General features: G+C 75.5%; 12 protein-coding genes. 7 read left to right on the forward strand and 5 right to left on the reverse strand.

What is annotated here, in order from left to right; all coding sequences use genetic code 11:
- Nucleotides 1-138: 138 nt before the first annotated feature.
- Both ACF1AL_RS36190 and ACF1AL_RS36195 read right to left on the reverse strand, forming a co-directional pair.
- Nucleotides 139-1,116, reverse strand: coding sequence for a phosphotransferase family protein (locus ACF1AL_RS36190; protein ID WP_391777936.1), 978 nt, complete (start codon nucleotides 1,114-1,116; stop codon nucleotides 139-141).
- A gap of 43 nt (nucleotides 1,117-1,159) precedes the next feature.
- Entirely contained in the window at nucleotides 1,160-1,783 is a 624-nt protein-coding gene (locus tag ACF1AL_RS36195; RefSeq protein WP_391777685.1) for a TetR/AcrR family transcriptional regulator, read from the reverse strand.
- Between the two features lie 150 nt (nucleotides 1,784-1,933).
- On the opposite strand from ACF1AL_RS36195, the gene ACF1AL_RS36200 reads away from it, so the two are divergent.
- Nucleotides 1,934-3,358 carry an FAD-dependent monooxygenase gene (locus tag ACF1AL_RS36200; RefSeq protein WP_391777684.1) on the forward strand — a complete coding sequence of 475 codons (1,425 nt, stop codon included), beginning with the start codon at nucleotides 1,934-1,936 and terminating at the stop codon, nucleotides 3,356-3,358.
- Between the two features lie 136 nt (nucleotides 3,359-3,494).
- Here ACF1AL_RS36200 and ACF1AL_RS36205 read toward each other — a convergent pair whose 3' ends face one another.
- Genes ACF1AL_RS36205 through ACF1AL_RS36215 form a run of 3 tightly spaced genes read right to left on the reverse strand, consistent with a single transcriptional unit; the run spans nucleotide 3,495 to nucleotide 5,059 of the window.
- On the reverse strand, nucleotides 3,495-4,265 hold the full coding sequence (locus ACF1AL_RS36205; RefSeq protein WP_391699089.1) for a hypothetical protein: 771 nt from the start codon (nucleotides 4,263-4,265) through the stop codon (nucleotides 3,495-3,497).
- Nucleotides 4,266-4,324: 59 nt separating this feature from the next.
- Complete coding sequence (locus ACF1AL_RS36210) at nucleotides 4,325-4,699, reverse strand: TraR/DksA family transcriptional regulator (protein WP_391698573.1); 375 nt, start codon at nucleotides 4,697-4,699, stop codon at nucleotides 4,325-4,327.
- Nucleotides 4,700-4,747: 48 nt separating this feature from the next.
- Nucleotides 4,748-5,059: a TraR/DksA family transcriptional regulator gene (locus ACF1AL_RS36215; RefSeq protein WP_391698571.1), complete on the reverse strand. Its 312-nt coding sequence runs from the start codon at nucleotides 5,057-5,059 to the stop codon at nucleotides 4,748-4,750.
- 367 nt (nucleotides 5,060-5,426) lie between these two features.
- Here ACF1AL_RS36215 and ACF1AL_RS36220 point away from each other — a divergent pair, with 367 nt between their 5' ends.
- From ACF1AL_RS36220 to ACF1AL_RS36245, 6 genes are all read left to right on the forward strand, one after another.
- Entirely contained in the window at nucleotides 5,427-6,500 is a 1,074-nt protein-coding gene (locus ACF1AL_RS36220) for a HAMP domain-containing sensor histidine kinase (RefSeq protein WP_391777683.1), read from the forward strand.
- A 3-nt stretch (nucleotides 6,501-6,503) separates the two neighbouring features.
- Nucleotides 6,504-7,196 (forward strand): response regulator, encoded by a 693-nt coding sequence (locus ACF1AL_RS36225; RefSeq protein WP_391777682.1) that lies wholly within the window; start codon nucleotides 6,504-6,506, stop codon nucleotides 7,194-7,196.
- Between the two features lie 4 nt (nucleotides 7,197-7,200).
- Entirely contained in the window at nucleotides 7,201-7,692 is a 492-nt protein-coding gene (locus ACF1AL_RS36230; protein ID WP_391777681.1) for a hypothetical protein, read from the forward strand.
- Nucleotides 7,693-7,762: 70 nt separating this feature from the next.
- Complete coding sequence (gene secD / locus ACF1AL_RS36235) at nucleotides 7,763-10,021, forward strand: protein translocase subunit SecD (RefSeq protein WP_391777680.1); 2,259 nt, start codon at nucleotides 7,763-7,765, stop codon at nucleotides 10,019-10,021.
- 243 nt (nucleotides 10,022-10,264) lie between these two features.
- Complete coding sequence (locus tag ACF1AL_RS36240; RefSeq protein ID WP_391777679.1) at nucleotides 10,265-11,980, forward strand: hydrogenase maturation protein; 1,716 nt, start codon at nucleotides 10,265-10,267, stop codon at nucleotides 11,978-11,980.
- Nucleotides 11,981-12,200: 220 nt separating this feature from the next.
- Nucleotides 12,201-13,982 carry a glycoside hydrolase family 15 protein gene (locus ACF1AL_RS36245; RefSeq protein ID WP_391777678.1) on the forward strand — a complete coding sequence of 594 codons (1,782 nt, stop codon included), beginning with the start codon at nucleotides 12,201-12,203 and terminating at the stop codon, nucleotides 13,980-13,982.
- The last annotated feature ends 3 nt before the right edge of the window (nucleotides 13,983-13,985 follow it).

Genomic DNA, 13,985 nt, shown 5'->3' on the forward strand with positions numbered 1-13,985 from the left:
GTCCTTCCCTGCGCCCGGCAGGGCGCCGACGCGCCCCGCACTCTCAGGGTGCGCGTCGCCACCGCCCCGGCGCTTGGGCCGGTCGGCCCCCGCCGCCCGGCCGACCGGGCCCGGCGGGACGCGTGCAGCGGACGAGGCTCATGCGCGTGCGAGGTCCAGCGCCTGCCTGAGGTTGTGCTCGGCGATGCCGGCCATGGCCGCCCGGTGCGGGAAGTCACCGTCGAGGAGCCGCAGCGGACCCGCCGTCAGCGACAGCCGCTGCGCGAGCGTGTAGAGGGCGAGCCGGTCCTCGTCGAGTCCGTCGGCCGCCAGGGGCGCGTAGTGGTCGCCGAGGCGGATCCGCAGGAAGACGTGCTCCCATTCGACGTCGAAGTACAGCGCGCCCTCGATGTCGACGAGTACGGGACTGCCGTCCGCGTCGACGAGGACGTGGTCGGGGCCCAGCTCGCCGTGCACGAGGGAGAACGCGGCGGGGCGCGGCCGCACCGCCGCGGACAGGCCGAGCAGCCTTGCCTCCAGCCTGTCCCGGGCCGCGGCGACCCGCGGGTCCCGCGCCGCCGCCTCGGCGAGGTCCCGCAGCGCGTGGCCGAGGACGACGTCCTCGCACGACGTTCCGCGCGAGGTCAGCCCCTTCTCCACGAGGGCAACCTTGCCGTAGGCGGGGGCCCGGTGGTGGCGCATTGCGTCCAGTGCCTCCCCGAGTCGCGCCAGGACCGGGGCGGCGGCTCGTGGGTCGCGGGCGAGCAGCCGCTCCAGGTTCTCCCCCGGGACGTCCTCGACGACGGCGAGTCCGGCGGGGCCGTGGTCGCCGTGGCGGTCGACCAGGCGCAGGGCGGGAACGCGGACTGCGAGGGCGTCCAGGCGTGCGTGCGCGGCCTCGAACAGGTCGAGTCCGAGGCCGTGCGCGAGCGGGTCGGCGAGGTCGCCGTCGCCCTCGGCCGCCGGCCAGTAGTTCTCGGCGTCGTCCCACAGGTAGGCGATCGCGGTCGTCGCGTCGTCCATCACCAGCCGGTAGACGCCCTTCTTGCTCCCGCCCGCGACCCGCTCGACGGCCTCCAGCCGCCGGCCCCCGCCGAGCGCGGCCCGCGCCACCCCCGCCAGCCGCTCCCGCGTCACTCCCCCACCCACCACGATCCGCCCCGCCCCTCCCCCTGTGTCGTCAGACGTACTCGGACAAGCCGTCCGCCAGCACGCCGAAGGCGTGTTCCGCCGCCGTGACCGCCTCCGGGTAGCGCTCGTCGGCGGACCGGCCGCCGGCCACCGCCTCGAAGTTGTCCATCGACAGCAGCCAGTGCGTGCTCACCACATGGGTCGCCGCGAGGCGCGCCGTCAGCGCGGGCACCTCGGCGGTGTCCCGCAGGGCCTCCGCCAGTGCCCGCACGGTCCCCTCCTGGAAGCGGATCACCCTGGTGCGCAGCGCCGGAGTCTCCCGGACCATGCGGGTGAGCGCGAGGATGTGCGGGTTGTCGTTGAGGCCGGTGACCGGGTCGCGGTCGCGCAGGGCGGCCAGGAAGTGCTCGCGCAGGGCCGCCAGCGGCCGTACGCCCGAGGGGCGGGCGCGCACGATCCGGGCGGGCTCCTCCTCGTGGTCGGCGAAGCGGTGGACCACGAGGTCCTCCTTGGCCGGGAAGTAGGCGAACACGGTCCGCTTCGACACCTCGGCGGCCTCCGCCACCTGCGCCACCGACACCTGGTCGTACCCGCGCTCCAGGAACAGCTCGATGGCCGCGTCCGAGATGGCGGCATGGGTCCGTGCCCTCTTGCGTTCACGCAGCCCTGTCATGCGGGTCAGCGTAGCCGAAGCTGCACCTGGAGCTTTGTTGCATCGGGAATCTTCTTGCACCAGGCACCTCTTTGCATCCAGCCGAAAACTGCACTTGGATGTTTTCTGCACTCGGTGTAGTTTTGCGCTCGGTCGACTTCGAGGAGAGCCATGACCGACGTGATCGTGGTGGGCGCCGGGCCCACCGGACTGACCCTGGCCTGCGAGCTGGCCCTGGCCGGCGTGGACACCGTGGTGGTGGAGCGGCTGCCGGAGCGCATGCGGCAGACGAAGGGCGGGGCGCTCCAGCCCCGCACCCAGGAACTGCTGGACCTGCGCGGCCTGCTGGCCCCGATGCAGGCCAGGGCGATGTCGCGCGAACCGGTGGGCGGCCACTTCGCGATGCTGCCCGTGCCCCTCGACTACGGCGCGTGGGACACCCCGCATCCCCATCCGCTGCTCGTCCCGCAGTGGGAGGTCGAGGAGGTGCTGGAGGACCGCGTGGCCGAACACGGCGTCGAAGTGCTGCGCGACACGCCGGTCACGGCCGTGGAGCAGTCGGACGACGGCGTGGTGGTGACCGCCGGGGACCGGCGGATCGCGGCCCGCTGCCTGGTGGCCTGCGACGGCGGGCACAGCACCGTGCGCAAGCTGCTCGGCGTGCCGTTCCCCGGCCGTCCGGGGACGTTCACCGCGGTGCTGGCGGACGTCCGGCTGTCGTCGGTGTCCGACCTCGTACCGAGGACCGCCGGGCACATCAGCACGCTGACGCGCGAGGCCGGCGACCGCTGGGCGATGCTCGTGCCGCTGGGCGGCGACCGCTACCGGTTCACCGGCGGGGTGACGGGCGAGGACGAGCCGGCCAGGGACCGGCCCGTGACCTTCGAGGAGATCACCGAGACACTGCGCATCGTGTACGGCGAGCAGACCGTCCTCGCCGACGTGGAGAACGCCTCGCGGTTCGGCGACGCGACCCGCCAGATCGACGCCTACCGGAACGGCCGCGTGTTCTTCGCCGGCGACGCCGCGCACATCCACCCGCCGTTCGGCGGACAGGGCCTGAACCTGGGGGTGCAGGACGCCTTCAACCTGGGCTGGAAGATGGCCGCGGTCCTGCGGGGCCGGGCGGGCGAGGACCTCCTCGACACGTACCACGCCGAGCGTCATCCCGCCGGGGCCTGGGTCCTGCACATCACCCAGGCGCAGCGGGTCTTCGCCGCTCCCCGGCCCAGCGCGGACGCCCTCGCCCTGCGCGAGGTGTTCACCGACCTGCTGCGGCTGCCCGAGACCAACCGGCACATGGCCGGGCTGATGTCGGGGCTGGCCCACGGATACGACATCCCCGGTGCCCACCCGCTCGCAGGGCAGCGGGTTCCCGGCCTCGATCCGACGCTGTTCCGCACCGGCCTGCCCGTGCTGCTCGACCTGGCCGGCGTCCTCCCGCCCGAGCTGCCCGCCAGGCGTGCCGAACCGGTGCCGGGGCTTCCCGCGGCCGTCCTGGTCCGCCCCGACGGCTACGCGGCCTGGGCGGCGGACGCGGAACCCGACCTGGACACGCTGATGAGCGATCCTTGCTGGGCGATCCTCTCGGCGTGAGGGGTGGAGGGCTGACGCCCCCGCCGGGGACGGCGCCATCGCCTCACGGCGGGACGACGTGACGGTCCACGAGCGACGGCGACGGCACGGTCCACCAGCGGAGGCGACGGCGGCGAGGCGCCCGGCGACGCCCGTCTCAGGGACGCAGCGCCGCCGGCGGGAGGTTGCCGGAGGCCGAGGGGTGGGCGAGCGCCGCGGGCAGGAGCTTGGCGGCGCCGCGCACGGCAGCCGTGTGCGGGGCCGGCAGCACCCGCAGCGGGGCGTGCAGCCGGGCCGTGAGGTGGTAGGTCAGCTCGGGGCGCAGGGCACCCCCGCCCGCGAGCAGGATGCCGCGGCGCAGGGCCTCCACGGTGAGACCGGTGCCGTCCTGGCGGAGCATGGCCGTGAGCATCCGGGCCACCGCCTCGGCAAGCTCCTCGGCCCTGACCGCGTCGTCCAGGTCGGCCGTGCCCAGGGCGGTGCGGCGCGCGTCGGTGACGGCGCCGTCGCACAGCAGCACCGCCTCGGTGAGGTGGGCGCCGACGTCCACCACCATCAGCGGACCCGACAGATCCGCGCCGGCGGCCAGCGCGATGCCCCGCGCGGCGGGCAGCGTCAGGACGGTGTGCGGGTGCAGCGCCTCGATCGCGGCGCGCGCCTGCGTCCGGTAGGCCACGCCGTCCAGGACGGGAGCGGTGACGATGACCAACGGCCGGATGGAACGCGGCAGATGGTCGCCGAGCACGCGGCGCAGCATCCGCGCGCAGCCCGGGGTGTCGATGATGGCGCCGCGCTGGATGGGGTGGACCGCACCGGCGCCGGGGAAGGTGACGGTGGGCACGTCCACCACCACGCCCCGGCCGGTGAGCCAGGCGCGGGTGCGGGCGCTGCCCATGTCGAGCGCGATGCCGTAGCGGCGCCGGCGCATCGGCCAGGTCCGCCGCCGGGCCGCGGCGGCGGCGCTCGGCGCCGGGCGGGGTGCGCCGGTCACCGTACGGCCTCCTTGACGTGCTGGCAGCGGGCGCAGTAGCGGGCCTGCGGCACGATCTCCAGCCGTTCCCGGTCGACGGGACGCCGGCACAGATGGCAGGTGCCGTACGTGCCCTCGTCCATGCGGCGCAGGGCCGCCTCCACGTCGGCGAGGACCATGCGGGCGGAGGCGGCGAGCTTGACGCAGACCTCGAGTTGCCCGGCGGTCTGCTGCCGGAGCCGGTCCTCGGCGCGGGAGTCGGCGGGCCCGGCGAGCCGGCGCAGCTGCTCCTGCCGGAACAGGCGCTGCTCGTGCAGGTTCTCGCGGAGGGCGGCGAGGTCCTCGGCCGACAGGTGCGTCGCGGAAACGCCGATGGTCTCGTGGTTCACCACGTCACCCCTTAAGGGAGGGCTGGGCGCGGAAAGGCGGGTCGGGCGGTGTCAGGCGGTGCGGCGGCGGCAGGCGACGCAGTGGCGGGTGTAGGGAAGGATCTCCAGCCGCTCGGCGGGGATCGGCTTGCCGCAGTCCAGGCAGGTGCCGTAGGTGCCGTCCTGGATGCGGGCGGAGGCCTCGTCGATCTCCTTGAGGACGCCTTCCATCGCGGTCCGCTGCGCGGACAGCAGGTGGTCGTCCGGGCTCTGCCCGGTCTCGGTGAGGGCGTGGAGCTGGGCCAGGCGCGAGCTGCGGGCGCGCTCCAGGCGCTGCCGGGCCTCGTGCAGGTGGGGCTCGGCCCGGGTGACGTCGAGCGTCATGGTCCTTCCCTTCTCGGTGACAGAGCGACCGGTCGGCCCATCGGCCGACGGCGGGTGATCCACGTGGTGCCTCCAGCCTCGCCGCCGCGGCGGCCCCCGGCCATCGGGCGCGACACCCATCTCCGCGGGGACCGGGGATGCAGACGGCGCCCCACTGCGTGGTGCGTGCCTGCGGAAATGGGGGCCGGGCCCCATCGACCGGGGCGCGGCGAGCGGGCAGGCTGGCCGCGGGCTCGATGGGGCCCCGACGCCGCGAGCCCCCCGGGGACCGCGGTGTGCGGTCGTGAAGTGTGACGTCGTGATCCAGTGATCCCGTGATGCCGTGATCCCGTGATCGCGCCGTCGCCGGGAGGAAAGGCGCGGGCCGGTGTCCCTGTTCTGGCGGATCTTCGCCCTCAACGCCGTGGTGCTGGGCACGGCCACCGCCCTGCTGCTGTGGGCGCCGGTGACCGTGTCCGTGCCGGTGGTGCTCACCGAGGCGGTCATCCTGGTCGGCGGCCTGGCCGTCATGCTGGTCGCCAACGCCGCCCTGCTGCGGCTCGGCCTGGCCCCGCTGGAGCGGCTGACACGGCTGATGACGACCGTGGACCTGCTGCGTCCGGGGCAGCGGCTGCCCGCGCACGGGGGCGGCGAGGTCGCGGAGGTCATCCGCACGTTCAACGCCATGCTGGAACGGCTGGAGCAGGAGCGGGCCGCCAGCAGCGCCCGGGTCCTGCTCGCGCAGGAGGCCGAACGCCGCCGTATCGCCCAGGAGTTGCACGACGAGGTCGGCCAGAGCATGACCGCGATCCTGCTCGGTCTCAAGCGCGCCGCGGACGACGCCCCGGAGGCGCTGCGCCGGGACCTGCACGAGGTGCAGGAGATCACCCGGGACAGCCTGGACGAGGTCCGCCGCCTGGTGCGCCGGCTGCGGCCCGGCGTCCTGGACGACCTGGGGCTCGTCAGCGCGCTGACCTCGCTCACGGAGGAGATCGCCACCCACACCGGGCTGAAGATCGCCCGCCGTTTCGACGCCGATCTGCCGGCACTCGATCCGGAGACGGAGCTGGTCCTCTACCGCGTCGTCCAGGAGTCGCTGACGAATGCCGCCCGCCACGCGGACGCCGAGCGGGTCACCGTCGCCCTGGGGGCGGCCGACGGCGCGGTCGTGCTGTCGGTGACCGACGACGGCTGCGGCATCAACGCGCCCTGCGAGGGCGCCGGTATCCGCGGCATGCGCGAACGGGCCCTGCTCATCGGCGGCACCCTCACGATCACCCCGGCCGCGGGCACCGGCACCCCGGCGGCCCCCGTCGGCACGCGCGCGACCACCCCCGCCACGGCCCCCGGCGGCCGCCTCGCGGCCGGCACCGCCACCCCGGGCGGGCTGGCGACCCGCCCGGCGGGCCGCGCCGGCACCCATGTCCGGCTCACCGCGCCCCTGTCCGGGAAGCAGCCCTGACCCATGACCGACACGCCCCCGCCCCCCGCGACCCGCACGGCCGGGTCGTGCCCGATCCGCATCCTGCTCGCCGACGACCACGCGCTGGTCCGCCGCGGTGTGCGGCTGATCCTCGACCAGGAACCCGACCTCCAGGTGGTCGCCGAGGCCGGTGACGGCGCCGAGGCCATCGAACTGGCCCGCACCCACGACATCGACCTGGCCGTGCTGGACATCGCCATGCCCCGGCTGACGGGCCTGCAGTCCGCGCGGGAACTGACCGCGCTGAAGCCGGGCCTGCGGATCCTGATGCTCACCATGCACGACAACGAGCAGTACTTCTTCCAGGCCCTGAAGGCCGGGGCCGGCGGGTACGTGCTGAAGTCCGTCGCCGACCAGGACCTGGTCGCGGCGTGCCGGGCGGCGATGCGCAACGAGCCCTTCCTGTACCCGGGTGCGGTCACCGCGCTGATCCGCCACTACCTCGACCGGGTGCGGCACGGCGAGGAGAACCCGGACCAGATCCTCACCCCCCGGGAGGAGGAGGTCCTCAAGCTGGTCGCCGAGGGGCACAGCTCGCAGCAGATCGCCGACCTGTTGTTCATCAGCGTCAAGACCGTCCAGCGCCACCGCGCCAACCTGCTGCACAAGCTGGGCCTGCGCGACCGGCTGGAACTGACCCGGTACGCCATCCGCGCCGGCCTGATCGAGCCCTGACCGCATGCGCTTCCGGCTGCCGCCGCGCCTGACGGCCGCGGCACTGGCGCTGTGCGCCGCCCTCGCCGTGGCCGGCCCCGCCCCGGCCCCGGCGGGCGCCGACGCGCCGGCGCCCCCGACGACGGGTCACTTCCCCGCCGTCGCCGCACTCGCCGCCGTCGCCGCACCCGCGACCGAATCCGCACCCGCACCCGCACCCGACGGTCACCGCACGTCCGGCGCCCCACGCGCCGGCACCGCCGCACTCGCCACCGACGGTCACCGCACGACCGACCGTCCACTTGCCGACGACGCCTGCGTCACCCTCGGCACCCTCCGCACCGTCACCCGCCCCGAGCAGCACCCCGATCACCCCGCCCCGTGCGGCCGATCCGGCCCCGCCCTCCGCCCGCCCGGGCGGGCACGGCCCGCCGCGGCCGCACCGCACCCCTCCCCCTGCGCACCTCACGGCCACCACCACCAGGGGCGCGCTCCCCCGGCCATCTCCGGCACCTGACCCCCGTCACCGTCCCCCCTTTCCGCGCCCCGGCGGCCGTCCGCCGCGGTGCGCCCGCCGGAGGCACCCGTTGAACCGTTCGCTGCGTACCAGAACGCTGCTCGCCCTCGCCGTGATCGCCGTATCGCTGTTCATCGCCGTCACCGTCCCGGTCCGCCTCGGACTGGACCTGCGCGGCGGCACCCAGATCGTCCTGGAGACCCGCTCCACGTCCACCGCGAAGGCCGACGCGGAGGCCACCGACCGCACCCTGGAGGTGCTGCGCGGCCGGGTCGACGCGCTCGGTGTCGCCGAACCGTCCCTGCTGCGCTCCGGTGAGAACCGGATCATCGTCGAACTGCCCGGGGTGCAGGACCCGAAGAAGGCCGCCGATGTCCTCGGCCGCACCGCGCAGCTCACCTTCCACCCCGTCCTCGGCACCGGCGAAGCCGCCGGCAACGCCCGCCCGCTGCCGAAGACGCAGCCGCGGGAGCGCGTCCTGCCGGACGAGTCCGGCACGCCGCTGCGTCTCGGCACCGCCGCCCTGACCGGTGGTCACGTCGCCGAGGCCGCCGCCGGGTTCGACCAGCAGGGCGGCGCCGGCTGGCACGTCACCGTCGACTTCCGCGGCGCCGGCCGCGACGGCTGGGCCCGGCTGACCGGCCAGGCCGCCTGCCACCCGGCGGGCACCGCGGAGCGCCGCGTCGCCATCGTCCTCGACGACAAGGTCATCTCCTCCCCCCAGGTCGACCCGTCCGTCGCCTGCCCGGGCGGCATCGGCGACGGCGCCACCCGGATCACGGGCTCCTTCAGCCCGGAGGAGGCCCGGGAGTTGGCGCTCCTCATCAACGGCGGCGCCCTGCCCGTCCCGGTGGAGACCGTCGAACAGCGCACCGTGGGCCCGACGCTGGGCCGGGAGGCGATCACCGCGAGCGCCTGGGCGGCGGCCATCGGCACCGCGCTGACCTCGCTGTTCATCATCGTCGTCTACCGGCTGATGGGCGCGCTCGCCGCCGTCGCCCTGGTCTGCTACGGCCTGGTCTCCTACGCCGCGCTGGCCGCGCTCGGCGCCACCCTGACCCTGCCGGGGCTGGCCGGTTTCGTGCTGGCGATCGGCATGGCCGTCGACGCCAACGTGCTGGTCTTCGAACGGGCCCGCGAGGAGTTCGCCGCCCGGGCGCGCCCCAGCGCCCGTTCGGCGCTCGCGGCGGGATTCCGCAACGCCTTCAGCGCGATCGCCGACTCCAACATCACCACGCTGATCGCCGCGGGCCTGCTGTTCTTCCTGGCCTCCGGGCCCGTGCGGGGCTTCGGTGTCACCCTCGGCATCGGCGTCCTCGCCTCCATGTTCAGCGCGCTGGTGATCACGCGGGTGCTCGCCGAGTACGCCGCCGGACGGCCCGGGGTGCGCCGCCGCCCGCACCTCACCGGCATCGCGACCACCGGTGCCGTACGCGACCGGCTCGTGAGCCGCAACCCCCGGCCGATGCGGCACCCGCGCCGCTGGCTCGCCGGCTCCGCCGCCGTCCTCGCCCTGGCCGGCGCGGGCATCGCGGTGCGCGGGGTCGACCTCGGTGTGGAGTTCACCGGCGGCCGGCTCGTCGAGTACGCCACATCGGCGCCGGTCGACGCCGAGCGGGCCCGCGCCGCGCTCGCCGGCGCCGGGTACTCCCGCGCCGTCGTGCAGTCGTCCGGCCCGACGCAACTGACCGTCCGCGTCGCGTCGTTGACCGGCACGGAGGAGGCCGAGGTGACCCGGACCGTCCGGGAGCTGGCGGGCCGGGCGGACAAGGTGCGCGACGAGCTGATCGGCCCCAGCATGGGCGCGGAGCTGCGCCGGGGCGCCCTGATCGCGCTCGCCGTGGCGCTCGGCGCGCAGCTCGTCTACCTCGCGGCGCGCTTCAGGTGGGGGTTCGGCGCGGCCGCGGTCCTCGCCCTCGCCCACGACGTCGTCATCCTGGTGGGGGTCTTCGCCTGGCTGGGCAAGCCCGTCGACGGGGTGTTCCTGGCCGCCCTGCTCACCGTCGTCGGCTACTCGGTCAACGACTCCGTCGTCCTCTTCGACCGGGTCAGGGATCTCGCCCGCAGGACGCCGAAGGCGCCGATGCCGGAGCTGACCGACCGGGCGATCCTGCAGACCCTGCCGCGCACGGTGAACACCGGCATGGGCGCCGCCTTCATCCTCACCGCGCTGGCCCTGCTCGGCGGCTCCTCGCTCACCGACTTCGCGCTGGCCCTGCTGATCGGCCTCGTCGTGGGCACGTACTCGTCGGTGTTCACGGCGGCACCGATCGCCGTATGCCTCCACCGGCGCCGTACCCCGCACCGCCGCCCGTCCCGGCGCAGGTGAACGGCCGTCGCGCCGGGACCACCCGTCCGCCCGCGCGGCGTGGGGGTCCCGGCGCGGCGTGCCCGTGGACGTGGCGAACGCGGAGCGCCGGGGAGGCGGTCCCGCAGCGCGATGGGGTGGGCCATCCGGGCGGAAATCCTGATATGGGCTGTTGTCGTCCGCCCCGGCTGTCGATGATGCGACGATCCTGCTGTCCGACTCCGGGGCGTTCGCCCCTCACTCCGTCCCCCGTGAAGAGGCCGTATGGACATCCTCCTCGTCGCGAGCGCCTTCAACAGCCTGTGCCAGCGGGTGTACGTCGAACTCGCCGAACGCGGCCACCGCGTCGACGTGGTGCTCGCCACGCACGGCGACGACGCGGTCCGCGCGGCGGTGCGCACGTTCGGGCCCGATCTGATCGTCGCGCCGATGCTCAAGACGGCCGTACCGGAGGACGTCTGGCGGCAGCACACCTGCCTGATCGTGCATCCGGGCCCGCCCGGTGACCGCGGTCCGGCCTCCCTGGACTGGGCCATCGCCGACGGCGCGCAGCGCTGGGGCGTGACCGTCCTGCAGGCCGAGGCGGCCATGGACGCGGGCGACATCTGGGCGTCCGTGCCGTGCGCGCTGCCCCCGGCCGGCAAGAGCGACCTGTACCGGGGCGAGGTGTCCGACGCGGCGGTGGCCGCGGTCCTGCTGGCCGTCGAGCGCTTCGCGGACGGCTCCTGCAAGCCGCTGCGGCAGAGCGATCCGTCGGTCGACGTCGTCTGGCGCGACGTCTTCCGCCAGCGCAGACGGCACATCGACTGGGAGGCGGACGACACCGTCACGGTGCTGCGCAAGCTGCGCGGCGCCGATTCGCAGCCGGGCGTCCTCGATGAACTCCTCGGCCTGGAGGTGTTCCTGCACGGCGGTCATCCGGAGGACACGCTGCGCGGCCGGCCGGGCGAGCTGCTGGCCACCCGGCACGGCGCGGTGTGCCGGGCCACCCGGGACGGCGCGGTCTGGATCCCCGAGCTGCGGCCCCGGCGGATCTCCGGCGACCCGCATCCCTTCCGCCGCCCGGCGGCGGACGTGCTCGGGGACCGGCTGCGCGGCGTGCCCGAGGTCCCCGTGCCGTTCGACCTGCCCCGGCAGCGGCGCACCTGGGCCGACATCCGCTACCGGGTCCACGGCGACGTCGGCTTCCTCACCTTCGCCTTCCCCGGCGGGGCGATGAGCTCCGCCCAGTGCCGCCGGCTCCTCGCCGCCTACCGTCACGCGCTGGAGCGGCCGACGTCCGTGCTGGTGCTGGGCGGCGGGCGCGACTTCTTCTCCAACGGCATCCACCTGAACGTCATCGAGGCGGCCGCCGATCCGGCCGGCGAGTCGTGGACGAACGTCAACGCCCTGAACGACGTCGTGGAGGCCGTGCTGCGGACCACCGACCGGCTGGTCGTCGCCGCACTGGGCGGCAACGCGGCGGCCGGCGGGGTGATGCTCGCGCTCGCCGCGGACGAGGTGTGGTGCCGCACGGGTGTCGTGCTCAACCCGCACTACCGGCGCATGGGCCTGTACGGCTCGGAGTACTGGACGTACAGCCTGCCGCGCCGCGCCGGGGCCGAGACGGCGGCGCGGCTGACGCGTGAGGCGCTGCCGGTCGGCGCGGCGGCGGCCGCCCGGCTGGGGCTGGTGGACCGGCTGGTGCCGGCGGCGCCCGCCGGGTTCGGCCACGACGTGGAGCGGCTCGCGGAGGCGCTGGCGGCCTCCCCGGATCTGCGGGCACGCGTCGACGCCAAGCGGGCCGGGCGGGAGCGCGCGGAGGCCGAGCGGGCGCTGGCGGAGTACCGGCGCGACGAACTGGCCCGCATGCGCCGCATCTTCTTCGACCCCCGGGCCCCCTATCACGCGCTGCGCTCGGCGTTCGTGCGCAAGACGCCGCCCGCCTCGCCCCGCCCGCTGGCCCTCCCGGCGACCGCGCCCGGCACCGTCACGCCGTGACCCGGCCGACGGGCGCATGCCTTCGTGGCCCCGGGCCGCTCGGGTGGTCACGGTGGGCGGCCCCGGCGCTCGCACGGGTTCGCCCCGGCGCGCGGGCCGGGGCGGGGGATGCCCGCACCTCCCGAGGCGGCTCCGAAGGAGGTCACGGCGCGCCGCCACCGCACCCGGGTCACCCGAGGGGGCGGTTTGACGGCGGGGCCGCCGGGAAAGCCGGGGTGCCATGAAGGATCCAGCCCGCACGCCGGGAGGAGTGCCCCGCCACGCGCATCGTCCCTGGGTGCTGCGCGAGTACGCCGTTCTGGCCGACGGCGAGCGCGGGGCGGTCGTCGATCCCGAGGGACGGATCGTGTGGCTGTGCGCACCGCGCTGGCACAGCGACGCCGTCTTCTCGTCCCTGATCGGCGGGGCGGGACGGTGTGCGGTGGAGCCCGTGGACCCCTGGCACGTGTGGGGCGGCTCGTACGAGGACGGCACGCTGATCCGGGTCAGCCGGTGGGTCACCGCGGACGCCGTGCTCGAGTGCCGCGACGCGCTCGCCCTGCCGGCCGACCTGGACCGGGTCGTCCTGCTGCGCCGGATGCGCGCCGAGCGCGGTGAGGCCCGGCTGCGGCTGACCCTGGACCCGCGCCCCGGGTTCGGCACGCGGCGCATGAGCGAGGCCCGCCTGGTGGACGGCGAGTGGACCGCGCGGTGCGCGGAGCTGCGGATGCGGCTGGCCGGCGCGCCGGAGGCCACGTGGGACGCGGACCGCGGGCTCGTCGGGGAGTTCCGCCTGCGGGCGGGCGAGCACCACGACCTCGTGCTGGAACTGGGCCCGGGGGCCGGTGCCGAGCCGCTCGACGCCGACGCGCTGTGGCGGGCGACCGAGCGGGAGTGGGCGCGGCGCGTGCCGGACTGCTCCGCGCTCGCCGCGCCGCGCGACGCCCGGCACGCCTACGCCGTCCTCAACGGCCTCACCAGCCGTGCCGGCGGCATGGTCGCCGCCGCCACCACGTCGCTGCCGGAACGGGCCAACACCGGCCGCAACTACGACTACCGGTTCGCCTGGCTGCGCGACCAGTGCTACGCGGGTCTCGCGGTGGCCGCGCACGGGCCCCACCCCCTGCTCGACCAGGCCGTGCGGTTCACCGCGGAACGCCTCCTGGCGGACGGCGAGGCGGTCCACCCCGCCTACACCGTCGACGGCGAGCCCGTGCCGCGGGAGCGGACGCTGCCGCTGCCCGGGTATCCCGGCGGCGGTGACCGCGTCGGCAACCACGCGGCGGCGCAGTTCCAGCTCGACACGTTCGGGGAGGCGCTGCAGCTGTTCGCGGCCGCCGCCCACCACGACCGGCTCACCCCGGACGCGGAGCGGGCGGCCGCCGTCGCCGTGGACGCCGTGGAACGGCACTGGAAGCGGCCGGACGCCGGGCTGTGGGAGCTGGAGGACCGCTGGTGGACGCATTCCCGGCTGAGCGTGGTGTGCGGGTTGCGCCGCATCGCGCGGGTCCTGCCCGGCCGTACGGCCCGCCGGTGCGAGGACCTCGCGAAGGTGATCGACGAGGAGACGCGGCGGCGGTGCCTGGGCGCCGACGGCCACTGGCGGCGCGCCGCCGACGACGACGGGCCCGAGGCGGCGCTGCTCGTCCCGCTCGCCCGGGGCGTGCCGTCCGCGCGTGAGCCCAGTGCCGCGCTCACCCGCCGCTTCATCGAGGAGCGGCTGGGCGAGGACGGGTATCTGTACCGCTTCGAGCACGGGGGCGAGCCGCTCGGGGAGGCCGAAGGGGCCTTCCTGCTCTGCGGGTTCGCGATGGCGCTGGCCGCCGAGCGGCACGGCGACCGGATCGGTGCCTTCCGCTGGTTCGAGCGGACCCGCGCGGCCTGTGGTCCGCCCGGGCTGTTCGCCGAGGAGTACGACGTGCGTCAGCGCCAGCTGCGCGGCAACCTGCCGCAGGCGTTCGTGCACGCGTTCCTGCTGGAGTGCGCGGTCCGCCTCAACGGCGCCGCCGCGCTGCCGTTCTGAGCC

Source organism: Streptomyces sp. NPDC014801, assembly GCF_043082085.1.
Classification (GTDB): domain Bacteria; phylum Actinomycetota; class Actinomycetes; order Streptomycetales; family Streptomycetaceae; genus Streptomyces.